The organism is Kitasatospora sp. HUAS MG31, assembly GCF_040571325.1.
GTDB lineage: Bacteria > Actinomycetota > Actinomycetes > Streptomycetales > Streptomycetaceae > Kitasatospora > Kitasatospora camelliae.
In genome coordinates this window covers 1,740,509-1,754,541 of sequence record NZ_CP159872.1, presented here as the reverse complement: position 1 = coordinate 1,754,541, position 14,033 = coordinate 1,740,509, and the positions used below count along the sequence as shown (strand labels likewise).

The following is a 14,033-nucleotide window of genomic DNA, read 5'->3' as shown; positions in this document are numbered from 1 at the left end:
CGAGGTGGACCTCACCCGCCGCCCCTCCATCGAGGAGCTCCGCGCCGTGATCCACCCCGAGGGGATGCTCCAGCGCCGCAGCGCCGAGCACTGGGCGGGCCGCCTGTACATGCGGAGGATCTCGCTGCGGATCACCCGCGTGCTGTCCACCATGACGGCGATCACGCCGAACGGCCTGACCTACCTGATGATGTTCACCGGCATCCTGGCCGGTGCCGCGCTGGTGGTCCCGGGCCTCGCGGGCGCCGTGCTGGCCGCGCTGCTGATCCAGGTGTACCTGCTGCTGGACTGCGTGGACGGCGAGGTGGCCCGCTGGCGCCGGCAGACCTCGTTGACCGGCGTCTACCTGGACCGGGTCGGCCACTACATGTCCGAGGCCGCCCTGCTCACCGGCCTCGGCCTGCGCGCCTCGGACCTGCTGCACCGCGAGGGCGCGACCTCGCAGTGGGAGTGGGCCTTCCTCGGCACCCTGGCCGCCCTCGGCGCGATCCTGATCAAGTCGGAGACCGACCTGGTCGACGTGGCCCGCGCCCGCAGCGGCATGACCGCGGTGGAGGACAGCGCCTCGGTGCCGCGCTCCGCGGGCGTCGCCAAGGCCCGCCGGGCCGCCTCGCTGCTCAAGTTCCACCGCCTGATCGGTGCGGTGGAGGCCTCGCTGTTCATCCTGGCCGCCGGGATCGCCGACGCCGTCCAGGGCGGGCTGTTCTTCACCCGCCTCGCGGTCGTGATCCTCGCCGCCATCGCCATGCTGCAGACCGTCCTGCACCTGCTGAGCATCGTCCTGTCCAGCAGGCTGCGATGAGCGCCCGCCCCGAGGAGTTCCGGCTCGGCGCGGTGATCATCACCATGGGCAACCGGCCCGAGGAGCTGAACGCCCTGATCGACTCCGTCCGGGCCCAGGAGGGCCCGGCGGTGGAGCTGGCCGTGGTCGGCAACGGCGCGCCGCTGCCGGCGCTGCCCGAGGGCGTGCGCAGCGTCGAGCTGCCGGAGAACCTGGGCATCCCGGGCGGCCGGAACGTCGGCATCGAGCTGTTCGGCCCCGACGGCCGGGACGTGGACGCCGTCCTCTTCCTGGACGACGACGGCCTGCTGCCGAACACCGACTCGGCCCGGCTGCTGCGCGAGGCGTTCACCGCCGACCCGCACCTGGGCATCGTCTCGTTCCGGATCGCCGACCCGGTCTCCGGCACCACCCAGCGCCGGCACGTGCCGCGGGTGCGGGTCGGCGACCCGATGCGCTCCTCGCGGGTGACCACCTTCCTGGGCGGCGCCAGCGCGGTGCGGACGGCGGTGTTCCCCGGGGCCGGGCAGCTGCCGGCGGAGTTCTTCTACGCGCACGAGGAGACCGACCTGGCCTGGCGGGCGATCGACGCCGGCTGGTCCATCGACTACCGCTCGGACATCGTGCTGTACCACCCGGCGACCTCGCCCGCCCGGCACGCGGCGTACTTCCACAACGTGGCCCGGAACCGGGTGTGGCTGGCGCGACGGAACCTCCCGGCCCTGTTCGTGCCTCTCTATCTGGGTACCTGGTTCCTGCTCACGGTGGCCCGCCGTCCGTCCGCAGACGGACTGAAGGCCTGGCTGGGCGGGTTCCGCGCCGGTCTGCGCGGACCCTGCGGTCCTCGCCGGCCCATGCGATGGAGTACTGTCTGGCGACTGACCAGGTTGGGCAGACCGCCGGTCATCTGATCGCAGTCGGCCGGCAGCCACGCTGCCGGCCCGTGCGGTCCCGAGTTCCTGGGACCGCATCCCGGTTCTCCGCCGATCCCCCGGCGGCGGAGCGGACTTCCGATCCCGTGAAGGACGAATGTGTCGACACTGAGTGACCCCGTCAACCTCTCCACGCCGAGGGGTTCCGACGCCGGTCTGACCCCGAAGCAGCTGGCGGACAAGTACGGCCTGACGGTCAGCGGCAGGCGCCCGACCCTGGGCCGCTACATCAAGGAGCTGTGGGCCCGGCGCCACTTCATCGTCGCCTTCGCCACCGCCCGGCTGGTCGCGCAGTACAGCACGGCGAAGCTCGGCCAGGTCTGGCAGGTCGTGACGCCGCTGCTGAACTGCGTCGTCTACTACGTGGTGTTCGGCCTCATCCTGCCGAACAAGGTGGACAACTACGTCGTCTTCCTGTGCGTCGGTGTCTTCATCTTCCAGTTCATCCAGAGCGCCGTGCAGGCCGGCACCCGGTCGATCTCGGACAACCTGGGGCTGATCCGGGCGCTGCACTTCCCGCGGGCCTCGTTGCCGATCGCCTTCACGATCATCCAGCTCCAGCAGCTGATGATCTCGATGGTGGTGCTCGTCGGCATCGTGCTGGCGAACGGGCTGATGCCCGGGATGAGCTGGCTGCTGGTCATCCCGACCGTCCTGCTGCTCTGCCTGTTCAACACCGGCGTCGCCCTGATCATGGCCCGGATCGGCGCCAAGACCAGCGACATGGCGCAGCTGATGCCGTTCATCCTGCGCACCTGGATGTACCTCTCGGGCGTCTTCTACTCGATCGAGAACAACATCGAGAAGTGGCCGACCTGGATCCAGATCGCCACGGACGTGAACCCGGCCTCGGTCTACATGGACCTGGTCCGGTTCGCCTTCGACCCGAGCGCCTTCAACCGGGGCGCGCTGCCGCCCCACGTCTGGATGGTCGCCACCGCGTGGGCCGTGGGCGCCTTCCTGTTCGGTTTCGTGTTCTTCTGGAAGTCCGAGGAGAAGTACGGTCGTGGCTGACATCGCAACGAGTTACCAGGAGGCCCCGCCGCTCATGTCCCTTCCGGAGCGGGAGCCCACCGTCGTCGTGGACGACGTCCACATCGTCTACCGCGTGCACGGCGCCGGCAGCGGCAAGGGCAGCGCGACCTCGGCCCTGAGCCGGATCATCTCGCGCAGGAAGTCGCCCTCGATCCGCGAGGTGCACGCCGTGCGCGGCATCAGCTTCACGGCGTACCGGGGCGAGGCGATCGGTCTGATCGGCTCCAACGGCTCCGGCAAGTCGACGATGCTGGCGGCCATCGCGGGCCTGCTGCCCACCGAGCGTGGCGGGATCTACACCAACGGCCAGCCCTCACTGCTGGGCGTGAACGCGGCGCTGATGAACGACCTGACCGGCGAGCGCAACGTGGTGCTCGGCTGCCTGGCCATGGGGATGACCCCGACCCAGGTGCGCCGCCGCTACGACGACATCGTCGAGTTCTCGGGCATCAACGACAAGGGCGACTTCATCTCCCTGCCGATGCGCACGTACTCCTCCGGCATGGCGGCCCGTCTGCGGTTCTCCATCGCCGCGGCGAAGACCCACGACGTGCTGCTGATCGACGAGGCGCTGGCCACCGGCGACCAGGCGTTCCAGAAGCGCAGCGAGGACCGGATCCGCGAGCTGCGCAAGGAGGCCGGTACGGTCTTCCTGGTCAGCCACAACAACAACGCGATCCGGGACACCTGCGAGCGGACCATCTGGATCGAGCAGGGCGAGCTGATCATGGACGGGCCGACCGACCGGGTCGTCCGTGCGTACGAGAAGGGCGAGCGCCCCTGACGGTGGGGTGCTCGATCACGAGGGCCGGTGCCGGGAGCAGCCTCCCGGCACCGGCCCTGCGCTGTGCGGGTGAGCGGCCCGCGTGTCCGCGTCGGGAGCCCGGTCCCGGCCGGTGTAGAACGGGGGAGTGGTAGCGGTGTCGGTTTCAGCCAAGTCAGATAAGCAGACAGGCGGGACTCTGGAGAAGGCGGACCTGGAGAACTTCCCGGTCGCCCCCTTCTTCCTGCCCGCGGCCTGGCGCACCGACCTGATGGCGGTCTACGGCTTCGCCCGACTGGTGGACGACGCCGGCGACGGCGACCTGGCCGACCCCGCGGGCACGGCCGACCTCCTGGGCGTGCAGACCCCCGCCGAGGACGAGACCCCCGCCGGGGACGGGACCCCCGCCGGGGACGGGACCTCCGGCGACCGGACCGCCTTCCGGCTGGCCCTGCTGGACGGGCTGGAGCGCGACCTCGACCGCGCCTTCGCCACCGCCGGCGACCCGGCGGCACCGGACGGCCCCCGCCACCCGCTGATCCGGGCGCTGGTCCCGCTGGCCGCCCGCGAGGCGGTCACCGACGAGCCGTTCCGCCGCCTGATCGAGGCCAACCGGGTGGACCAGACCACCACGCGCTACCGCGACTGGGAGGAACTGCTCGGCTACTGCCGGCTCTCCGCCGACCCGGTCGGCCGCCTGGTGCTGGCCCTGGCCGGCGAGGCCACCGAGGAGCGGATCGCCTGGTCGGACGCGATCTGCACCGGCCTGCAGATCGTCGAGCACCTGCAGGACGTGGCCGAGGACCTCGCCCGCGGCCGGATCTACCTGCCGGCCGAGGACATGGCCCGGTTCGGCGTCACCGAGGCCGACCTCGCCGCTCCGGCCGCCGCGCCCCCGGTCCGCCAGCTGATCGCCTCCGAGGCGGCCCGCGCCCGCACCCTGCTCGACCGCGGAGCGCCGCTGGTGGGTACGGTTCGAGGAAGGCTCCGACTGCTGCTGGCGGGATTCACCGCCGGCGGGTACGCGGCCCTGGCGGCGATCGAGTCCGCCGGGTTCGACGTGCTCGCGCACCAGGCGAAGCCCGACAAGCGCCGTCTCGCACTTCAGGCGGCGGCACTCTTCGCGAAGGGAAGGTGAACGCCCGCGTGGCGGCATCACCACTGGCGTCCGCGCCGGTCATGGCGGCCTACCGGTACTGCGAGGCGGTCACCGCCCTGCAGGCCCGCAACTTCAGCTACGGCATCCGGCTGCTGCCGGAGGCCAAGCGGCTCGCCATGTCGGCGCTCTACGCCCTGGCCCGCCGGGTCGACGACATCGGGGACGGTGACCTGCCTCCCGAGCAGAAGGCCCACCAGCTGGCGCGCACCCGTGACCTGCTGGACGAGATCCGGACCGGCCGGGTCGGCGAGGACGACACCGACCCGATCAAGGTCGCCCTGGCGGACGCCGCCCGGCGCTTCCCGATCCCGCTCGGCGGCTTCGACGAGCTGATCGACGGCGTCGAGATGGACCTCAAGGGCGTCGAGTACGGCACCTACGAGGAGCTCAAGGTCTACTGCCGGTGCGTGGCCGGCTCGATCGGCCGCCTCTCGCTCGGCGTGTACGGCTGCGAGGACCCGGAACTGGGCGCCCGCTACGCCGACACCCTCGGCCTCGCCCTGCAGCTCACCAACATCCTGCGCGACCTGCGCGAGGACGCCGCCAACGGCCGGACCTACCTGCCGACCGAGGACCTGGTCCGGTTCGGCTGCCAGGAGGGCTTCGCCCTGGACCGCCCGCCGGTCGGCTCCGACTTCACCGGCCTGGTCGCCTTCGAGGCGGCCCGCGCCCAGGCGGCCTTCGAGGAGGGCCTGCGGCTGCTGCCGATGCTGGACCGCCGCAGCCGCGCCTGCACCGCCGCGATGGCCGGCATCTACCACCGGCTGCTCGGCCGGATCGCCGCCGAGCCCGAGTCGGTGCTGCGCGGACGGGTGTCCCTCCCGGGCTGGGAGAAGGCGTACGTGGCACTGTCCGGGCTCGCCGGAGGTCGTTCTTGATTCTCTCGCCAGTTATGTCACGCTTTGTCAGCGCGGCCCCCGCCCCCACCGCGGGGCGAGCGGCCCGGACCACGTCCACCGCCGGCCCGGCCGGCCCGACCGGGGGGAGGGGCAGATGACCGCACGACCGCAGCTCGCCAAGCCCTCCGCCCTGGTGGTGGGCGGCGGCCTGGCCGGGATCACGGCCGCGCTGCGACTGGCCGAGGCCGGCCGTGGGGTCACCCTCCTGGAGTCCCGGCCCCGGCTCGGCGGCCTGGCCTTCTCCTTCCGCCGCGGCGATCTCACCGTCGACAACGGCCAGCACGTGTACCTGCGCTGCTGCACCGCCTACCGGGGCCTGGTCGACCGGCTGGGCGCGGGCCATCTGGTGGATCTCCAGCCCCGGCTCGACGTCCCGGTGCTCGGCCTCGGCCGGGACGGCATCCGGACGCTGGGCCGGCTCCGCCGCGCCGAGCTGCCCGTCCCGCTGCACCTGGCCGCCAGCCTGGCCGGCTACCCGCACCTGCGCCCCGCCGACCGCCTGCGGGTGGTCCGGGCCGCGCTGGCGCTGCGCCGGCTCGACCTGGCCGACCCGGCGCTGGACGAGATCTCCTTCGGCACCTGGCTGCGCCGCCAGGGCCAGACCCCGGCCACCCTGGCCGCCCTCTGGGACCTGGTCGGCGTGGCCACGCTGAACGCCACCGCGGACCGCACCTCGCTGGCCCTGGCCGCGATGGTCTTCAAGACCGGTCTGCTCAGCGACCCGGGCGCGGCCGACATCGGCACCGCCCGCGTCCCGCTCGGCGAGATCCACCACGACCGGGCCCGCGCGGAGCTGGAGCGGGCCGGCGTCCGCGTCCTGCTGCGGGCCCGGGCGGTCGAGCTCAAGCCGGCCGACCAGCACGCCGTCCGGCTGGAGAGCGGCGAGCTGCTCACCGCCGACACCGTGGTGCTGGCCGGCGCCCAGGACGCGGCGGCCGCGCTGCTCCCGCCCGGGGCGATCGACCGGCAGGAGCGGCTGGCCGGGCTCGGCACCGCGCCGATCCTCAACGTCCACGTGGTCTACGACCGCAAGCTGCTGCGCCGGCCGTTCTTCGCCGCGCTCGGCTCGCCCGTCCAGTGGGTCTTCGACCGCACCGCGCACTCCGGCCTCGCCGTCCCCGGGGCGCAGTACCTGGCGCTCTCCCAGTCGGCCGCCGAGGCGGAGATCGACCTGCCGGTCGCCGAGCTGCGCGAGCGGTACCTGCCCGAGCTGGAGCGGCTGCTGCCGGCCGCCCGCGGCGCCGAGGTGCTGGACTTCTTCGTCACCCGGGAGCGCACCGCCACCTTCGACCCCGCCCCGGGCACCGCGGCGCTGCGCCCCGGCGCCCGGACGCACGTCCCCGGCGTGCTGCTGGCCGGTTCCTGGACCGCCACCGGGTGGCCCGCGACGATGGAGAGCGCGGTGCGCAGCGGCCACGCCGCCGCCGACGCCGCGCTCGCCCAGACCGGCCGGCTGCCGGTCGACCGAGGCGACGGGAGGTGGCCGCGATGACGGCGCGCCCCATGACCACTGACATCGCACCAGGCCGGCCCGGCGGCACGGCCGGCCACCCGCACGGAGAGGGAACTGACGTGGAGGCTCGCACCGGCGCAACCGTCAAGGACGGTCCGACGGTCCCGGACCTGCTGGCCCGGGGACGGACCCTGTGCACCCCGCCGCTGCGCGCCGCCGTCACCCGTCTGGCGGCACCGATGGACACCGTCGCGGCGTACCACTTCGGCTGGATCGACCGGGACGGCAACCCGGTGGCGGGGGACGGCGGCAAGGCCGTCCGCCCGGCGCTGGCGCTGCTGTCGGCCGAGGCGGTCGGTGCTCCGGCCGCGGCCGGGGTGCCCGGCGGCGTCGCGGTTGAACTGGTGCACAACTTTTCGCTCCTCCATGATGATCTGATGGACGGTGACGAGACCCGACGGCACCGGGCCACGGCGTGGACGGTGTTCGGTCCGGCCCAGGCGATCCTGGTCGGCGACGCGCTGGCCACCCTGGGCACCGAGGTGCTGCTCGACGCCGCCGTGACCGGTGACGCCACCGCCGCCGACGCGGCGCGGGCCGTCCGGCTGATCACCACCTCCACCCGCAAGCTCATCGACGGGCAGGCGCTGGACGTCTCCTTCGAGCAGCGCGACGTGGTGACGGTCGAGGAGTGTCTGGAGATGGAGGGCGGCAAGACCGGCGCCCTGCTGGCCGCCTCCGCGGCGATCGGCGCGGTGCTGGCCGGCGCGGACGACCGGGTCTCCGACGCGCTCCAGCGCTACGGGTACCACCTGGGCCTGGCCTTCCAGGCGGTGGACGACCTGCTCGGCATCTGGGGTGCCACCGAGGTGACGGGCAAGCCGCACTGGAGCGACCTGCAGTCCCGCAAGAAGTCGCTGCCGGTCTGCGCGGCGCTGGCCGAGGGCGGTGCCGCCTCCCGCAAGCTGGCGGCGCAGCTGGCCGACCCGCACGGGCGCGGCGTTGAGAGCGAGGAGGTGCTCGCCGCCCGGGCCGCCCTGATCGAGGAGGCCGGCGGCCGGGACTGGACGCAGGAGGAGGCCCGCCGCCAGTACCAGACCGCCCTCGCCGCACTGGACGAGGTACCGATGGCCGACGCGGTGCGGGAGCACTTCGTCGCACTCGCCGAATTCGTGGTGGTACGAGAGAGGTGACGTCAAGGTGACAGCAACCGCGGGTGGCCGGCTCGACCCCGAGTACGATTCCGAGCCGGCCGCGGTGGCCAAAGCAGTACGACAATCTGAGGATCAATCGGCTGCGGCGGCACTGGGCCGGGCCACGGCGCACCTGCTGTCCCTGCAGAACCCCGACGGCTGGTGGAAGGGCGACCTGGAGACCAACGTCACCATGGACGCCGAGGACCTGTTACTGCGTCAGTTCCTGGGCATCGGAACGGCCGAACAGACCACCGCGTCGGCCGCCTGGATCCGCTCGCACCAGCGCGAGGACGGCACCTGGGCCACCTTCCACGGCGGCCCGCCCGAACTGTCCGCCACCGTCGAGGCGTACGTCGCCCTCCGGCTGGCCGGGGACGACCCGGCCGCCCCCCACATGCGCGCGGCCTCCGGGTACGTCCGCGACCACGGCGGCATCGCCGCCGCCCGGGTCTTCACCCGGATCTGGCTGGCCCTGTTCGGCTGGTGGCCCTGGGAGAAGCTCCCCGACCTGCCCCCCGAACTGATCTTCCTGCCCCGCTGGGCACCACTGAACATCTACGACTTCGGCTGCTGGGCCCGGCAGACCATCGTCCCGCTCGCCGTGGTCTCCGCCCACCGGCCCGTGCGGCCCGCGCCCTTCGAACTCACCGAACTGCACACCGACCCGCACGATCCCTACCCCGACCGGCCGCTCGCCCCCGCCCACACCTGGGACGGCCTCTTCCAGCGGCTCGACCGGCTGATGCACCGCTACCACCGGCACGCCCTGCAGCCGCTGCGCCGGATCGCGCTGGGACGGGCCGCCCGCTGGATCGTCGAACGGCAGGAGTCGGACGGCTGCTGGGGCGGGATCCAGCCGCCCGCCGTCTACTCGCTGATCGCCCTCCACCTGCTCGGCTACCGTCTCGACCACCCGGTGATGAAGGCCGGCCTGGCCTCCTTCGACGCCTTCACCGTGCACACCGGGGACGGCCGCCGCTGGATGGAGGCCTGCCAGTCCCCGGTCTGGGACACCTGCCTCGCCGTCATCGCGCTGCGCGACGCCGGCCTGCCCGGCAACCACCCCGCGCTGCTCGCGGCCACCGACTGGCTGCTCGCCGAGGAGGTCACCGAGCGCGGCGACTGGGCGGTGCGCCGGCCCCGGCTGGAACCCGGCGGCTGGGCCTTCGAGTTCCAGAACGACACCTACCCCGACATCGACGACACCGCCGAGGTGGTGCTCGCCCTGCGGCGGATCGACCACCCGGAGCCGGCCCGGGTCGAGGGCGCCGTCCGCCGCGCGGTCTCCTGGACCCTCGGCATGCAGTCCCGCGACGGCGGCTGGGCCGCCTTCGACGTGGACAACACCAGCCCGCTGCCCAACCGGCTGCCGTTCTGCGACTTCGGCGAGGTGATCGACCCGCCCTCCGCCGACGTCACCGCGCACATGGTGGAGATGCTCGCCGAGGTCGGCCGCACCGCCGACCCGCGCACCCGCCGCGGCATCGACTGGCTGCTGCGCCACCAGGAACCCGACGGCTCCTGGTTCGGCCGCTGGGGCACCAACCACATCTACGGCACGGTGTCCGTGCTGCCCGCCCTGGTCGCCGCCGGGATCGGCACCGGCCACCCCGCGGTGCGCCGCGCCGTCCGCTGGCTGGAGAACCGGCAGAACGCCGACGGCGGCTGGGGCGAGGACATGCGCTCGTACCAGGACCCGGGCCGCTGGGCCGGACGCGGGACGTCCACCGCCTCGCAGACCGCCTGGGCGCTGATGGCGCTGATGTCGGCCGGCGAGGGACCTCGGCATCCCGGCGAGCAGGGCAGCCCGGCGGTGGAGCGCGGCGTGGCCTGGCTGACCGCCACCCAGCTGCCCGAGGGCACCTGGGACGAGCCGCAGTTCACCGGCACCGGCTTCCCCTGGGACTTCTCGATCAACTACCACCTCTACCGCCTGGTCTTCCCGGTCACCGCCCTCGGCCGGTACCTGGGAGCCCTGCCGCTCGGCGCGGTCGGCCAGGCGGAACGTTCTTCTCGGACCGACGGCCCGGTGCGGCCGGCGGGGAGGCCCTGATGGACCGTCCACTGCTGGTGGTCTGCGCCCTCGGCCCGGAAGCCTGGGCCCTGCGCCACGGCGACTGGAGCGGCGCGCCCGGCGGCCCGCCGGTGCTGGCCCGCACCGGGGTCGGCCGCCGCCGGGCCCGGCAGAGCGCCACCGCCCTGCTCGCCAACGACGCCTACGGCGCCCTGGTGGTGGCCGGCTTCGGCGCCGCCGTCGCCCCCGGCATCGAACCCGGCGAGATCGTCGTCGCCGACGAGGTCCGCGACCCCGAGGGCGGCCGCTACCCGCTGGACTCCGCGCCCCAGCTGGCCAAGGCCCTCGGTGCGCTCGGCCTGGCCACCCGCACCGGCCCGCACCACACCGCCGACCACGTGGTCCGCGGCCGCGAGCGCCGGGCCCTGCACGCCCGCGGCGCGACGGCCGTGGACATGGAGGCCGCCGCCGTGCTCGCCGCCCGCGCCGAGATCCGCCCCGAACTGCCCGCGGCCGTGCTGCGGGTGGTCGTCGACACCCCCGAACGCGAACTGATCCGCCCCGGCACCCTCCTCGCCGGGGTGCGCGCCTGGCGCCTGCTGCGCGCCGCCGTCCCGGCCCTCACCGAGTGGTACGCCCAGGGCGGGCACCACCCCGACCCCCGTGAGCTCCCCGCACAGCCCTCGACGCTCCCCCAGGAGGCGAGCTAGCCATGGCCATGCCGCTGCGCCAGACCATCCGCGTCAGCACCTACCTCATGCAGCAGAAGCTCAGGCGCCGGGAGAAGTTCCCGCTCATCGTCGAACTGGAGCCGCTGTACGCCTGCAACCTGGCCTGCGAGGGCTGCGGGAAGATCCAGCACCCGGCCGGGGTGCTCAAGCAGCGCATGCCGGTGGCCCAGGCGGTCGGCGCGGTGCTGGAGTGCGGGGCGCCGATGGTGTCGATCGCCGGCGGCGAGCCGCTGATGCACCCGCAGATCGACGAGATCGTCCGCCAGCTGGTCGAGCGGCGCAAGTACGTCTTCCTCTGCACCAACGCCCTGCTGATGCGCAAGAAGCTCGACAAGTTCACCCCTTCGCCGTATTTCACCTTCGCCGTGCACATCGACGGACTGCGCGAGCGGCACGACGCCTCGGTGGCCAAGGAGGGCACCTTCGACGAGGCGGTGGAGGCGATCCGGGAGGCCAAGCGGCGCGGCTTCCGGGTGACCACCAACTCCACCTTCTTCAACACCGACACCCCGCAGACCGTGATCGAGGTGCTCGACTACCTCAACGACGAGCTCCGGGTCGACCAGATGATGATCTCCCCGGCGTACGCCTACGAGAAGGCCCCCGACCAGGACCACTTCCTCGGCGTCGAGCAGACCAGGGAGCTGTTCCGGAAGGCCTTCGCCGGCGGCAACCGGCGCCGCTGGCGGCTCAACCACAGCCCGCTCTTCCTGGACTTCCTGGAGGGCCGGGTCGACTTCGAGTGCACCGCCTGGGGCATCCCCAACTACTCGCTCTTCGGCTGGCAGCGGCCCTGCTACCTGATGGCCGACGGCTACGTCCCCACCTACCGCGAACTGATCGAGGAGACCGACTGGTCCTCGTACGGCCGCGGCCGCGACCCGCGCTGCGACAACTGCATGGCGCACTGCGGCTACGAACCCACCGCCGTGCTCGCCACCATGGGCTCCCTCAAGGAGTCGCTGCGCGCCGCCCGGGAGACCCTGGCCGCGAGCCGCACCCGCTGAGCGTGCCGACCCGGGCCGAATCCCCCGTTCGGACGGCCCGGGTCGACAGGCGAGCCGGCCGCGCCGGCCGCAGGCTGGACACCTACAGTCATCGCTCCCCCGAGCAGCGAGGTGAAGCCATGTCACTCCTGAACGGCATCACGGAACCCGCCGACCTCAGACGGCTGCCGGCCGACCAGCTGCCCGCACTGGCCGACGAGATCCGCGACTTCCTGATCGACGCCGTCACCCGGACGGGCGGCCACCTCGGCCCCAACCTCGGCGTCGTCGAGATCACCATCGCGCTGCACCGGGTCTTCGACTCGCCCCGCGACCGGATCCTCTTCGACACCGGCCACCAGGCCTACGTGCACAAGCTGCTCACCGGCCGGCAGGACTTCTCCCGCCTGCGCGCGCGGAACGGGCTCTCCGGCTACCCGTCCCGGGCCGAGTCCGAGCACGACCTGATCGAGAACTCGCACGCCTCCACCGCCCTCGGCTACGCCGACGGCATCGCCAAGGCCAACCAGCTGTTCGGCACCCAGGACCGGCACACCGTGGCCGTGGTCGGCGACGGCGCGCTCACCGGCGGCATGGCCTGGGAGGCGCTCAACAACATCGCCGAGGCCCAGGACCGGCCGCTGGTCATCGTGGTCAACGACAACGAGCGCTCCTACGCCCGGACCGTCGGCGGCCTCGCCCACCACCTCGCCACCCTGCGCACCACCCGCGGCTACGAGCGGTTCCTCGCCTGGGGCAAGGTCGCCCTGCGGCGCACCCCGGTGGTCGGCAAGCCGTTCTTCGACGCGCTCCACGGCGCCAAGAAGGGCTTCAAGGACGCCTTCGCCCCGCAGGGCATGTTCGAGGACCTCGGGCTGAAGTACCTCGGCCCGATCGACGGCCACGACATCGGCGCGGTGGAACAGGCGCTGCGCCAGGCCCGCAACTTCGGCGGCCCGGTCATCGTCCACTGCCTCACCGTCAAGGGCCGCGGCTACCGTCCCGCCGAGCAGGACGAGGCGGACCGCTTCCACGCGGTCAACCCGATCGACCCGTACACCTGCCTGCCGGTGTCACCCGCCGTCGGCACCTCCTGGACCTCGGCGTTCGGCAGGGAGCTGCTGGCCCTCGGCGGCGAGCGCGCCGACCTGGTGGCCATCACCGCCGCGATGCTGCAACCGGTCGGCCTGGCGCCGTTCGCCGCCGCCTACCCCGAGCGGACCTTCGACGTCGGCATCGCCGAGCAGCACGCGGTGGCCAGCGCCGCCGGGCTCGCCACCGCCGGGCTGCACCCGGTGGTCGCCGTGTACGCCACCTTCCTCAACCGGGCCTTCGACCAGGTGCTGATGGACGTCGCCCTGCACCGGCTGGGCGTCACCTTCGTGCTCGACCGGGCCGGGGTCACCGGCAACGACGGCGCCTCGCACAACGGCATGTGGGACCTGTCCATCCTCCAGGTCGTCCCGGGCCTCAGGCTGGCCGCCCCGCGCGACGGCGCCCAGCTGAAGGCCCAGCTGCGCGAGGCCGCCGAGGTCGCCGACGCGCCGACCGTGCTGCGCTTCCCCAAGGGCGAGCTCGGCCCGGACGTCCCCGCGGTGGAGCGGATCGGCGGGGTGGACGTGCTCCAGCGCACCGGCCCCTCCCCGGAGATCCTGCTGGTCGCGGTCGGCGCGCTCGCCCCCGCCTGCCTGGACGCCGCCGCGCTGCTGGCCGCCGAGGGGTTCACCGCCACCGTGGTCGACCCCCGCTGGGTCAAGCCGGTCGACCCGGCGCTGGTCCGCCTGGCCGCCGCCCACCGCCTGGTGGTCACCGTGGAGGACAACGGCCGCACCGGCGGGGTCGGCGCCGCCGTCGCCCAGGCCCTGCGGGACGCCGGGGTGGACGTGCCGCTGCGCGACCTGGGCATCCCGCAGGAGTTCCTGGCGCACGCCGGCCGCGGCGAGATCCTGGAGGAGGTCGGCCTCACCGGCACCGGCGTCGCCGCCCAGACCGCCGCCTTCGCCAGGCAGGTGCTGCCGGGCACCCGCACCGGCTCCGAGGAGTACCGCCCCCGCGTGCCGCGCAAGTGACGTCATCGATCCGAG

12 protein-coding genes are annotated in these 14,033 nt (G+C 73.4%); all 12 read left to right on the top strand.

Features of this window, described 5'->3' with window-relative positions:
• Window positions 1-64: 64 nt before the first annotated feature.
• Window positions 65-802, top strand: a complete 738-nt coding sequence (locus tag ABWK59_RS08230) for a CDP-alcohol phosphatidyltransferase family protein (protein WP_354644867.1) — start codon at window positions 65-67, stop codon at window positions 800-802.
• Complete coding sequence (locus ABWK59_RS08225; RefSeq protein ID WP_354639182.1) at window positions 799-1,692, top strand: glycosyltransferase family 2 protein; 894 nt, start codon at window positions 799-801, stop codon at window positions 1,690-1,692. Before ABWK59_RS08230 ends, ABWK59_RS08225 begins: the two co-directional genes overlap by 4 nt.
• A gap of 120 nt (window positions 1,693-1,812) precedes the next feature.
• Entirely contained in the window at window positions 1,813-2,727 is a 915-nt protein-coding gene (locus tag ABWK59_RS08220) for an ABC transporter permease (protein ID WP_354639180.1), read from the top strand.
• Between the two features lie 34 nt (window positions 2,728-2,761).
• Window positions 2,762-3,532: an ABC transporter ATP-binding protein gene (locus ABWK59_RS08215; RefSeq protein WP_354644866.1), complete on the top strand. Its 771-nt coding sequence runs from the start codon at window positions 2,762-2,764 to the stop codon at window positions 3,530-3,532.
• A 136-nt stretch (window positions 3,533-3,668) separates the two neighbouring features.
• Window positions 3,669-4,649: a squalene synthase HpnC gene (gene hpnC, locus ABWK59_RS08210; protein ID WP_354639178.1), complete on the top strand. Its 981-nt coding sequence runs from the start codon at window positions 3,669-3,671 to the stop codon at window positions 4,647-4,649.
• A 41-nt stretch (window positions 4,650-4,690) separates the two neighbouring features.
• Window positions 4,691-5,548, top strand: coding sequence for a presqualene diphosphate synthase HpnD (gene hpnD / locus ABWK59_RS08205; protein ID WP_354644865.1), 858 nt, complete (start codon window positions 4,691-4,693; stop codon window positions 5,546-5,548).
• A gap of 115 nt (window positions 5,549-5,663) precedes the next feature.
• A complete protein-coding gene (gene hpnE / locus ABWK59_RS08200; RefSeq protein ID WP_354639176.1) occupies window positions 5,664-7,061 on the top strand; it encodes a hydroxysqualene dehydroxylase HpnE in 1,398 nt (465 codons plus the stop codon).
• Between the two features lie 80 nt (window positions 7,062-7,141).
• Entirely contained in the window at window positions 7,142-8,215 is a 1,074-nt protein-coding gene (locus ABWK59_RS08195) for a polyprenyl synthetase family protein (RefSeq protein WP_354639174.1), read from the top strand.
• A 7-nt stretch (window positions 8,216-8,222) separates the two neighbouring features.
• A complete protein-coding gene (gene shc, locus ABWK59_RS08190) occupies window positions 8,223-10,271 on the top strand; it encodes a squalene--hopene cyclase (RefSeq protein WP_420492746.1) in 2,049 nt (682 codons plus the stop codon).
• Complete coding sequence (locus ABWK59_RS08185) at window positions 10,271-10,942, top strand: 1-hydroxy-2-methyl-2-butenyl 4-diphosphate reductase (protein ID WP_354639172.1); 672 nt, start codon at window positions 10,271-10,273, stop codon at window positions 10,940-10,942. Before shc ends, ABWK59_RS08185 begins: the two co-directional genes overlap by 1 nt.
• Window positions 10,943-10,944: 2 nt before the next feature.
• Window positions 10,945-11,970 carry an adenosyl-hopene transferase HpnH gene (hpnH, locus tag ABWK59_RS08180; RefSeq protein WP_354639170.1) on the top strand — a complete coding sequence of 342 codons (1,026 nt, stop codon included), beginning with the start codon at window positions 10,945-10,947 and terminating at the stop codon, window positions 11,968-11,970.
• Window positions 11,971-12,089: 119 nt separating this feature from the next.
• Entirely contained in the window at window positions 12,090-14,018 is a 1,929-nt protein-coding gene (gene dxs / locus ABWK59_RS08175; RefSeq protein WP_354639168.1) for a 1-deoxy-D-xylulose-5-phosphate synthase, read from the top strand.
• Window positions 14,019-14,033 lie beyond the last annotated feature (15 nt).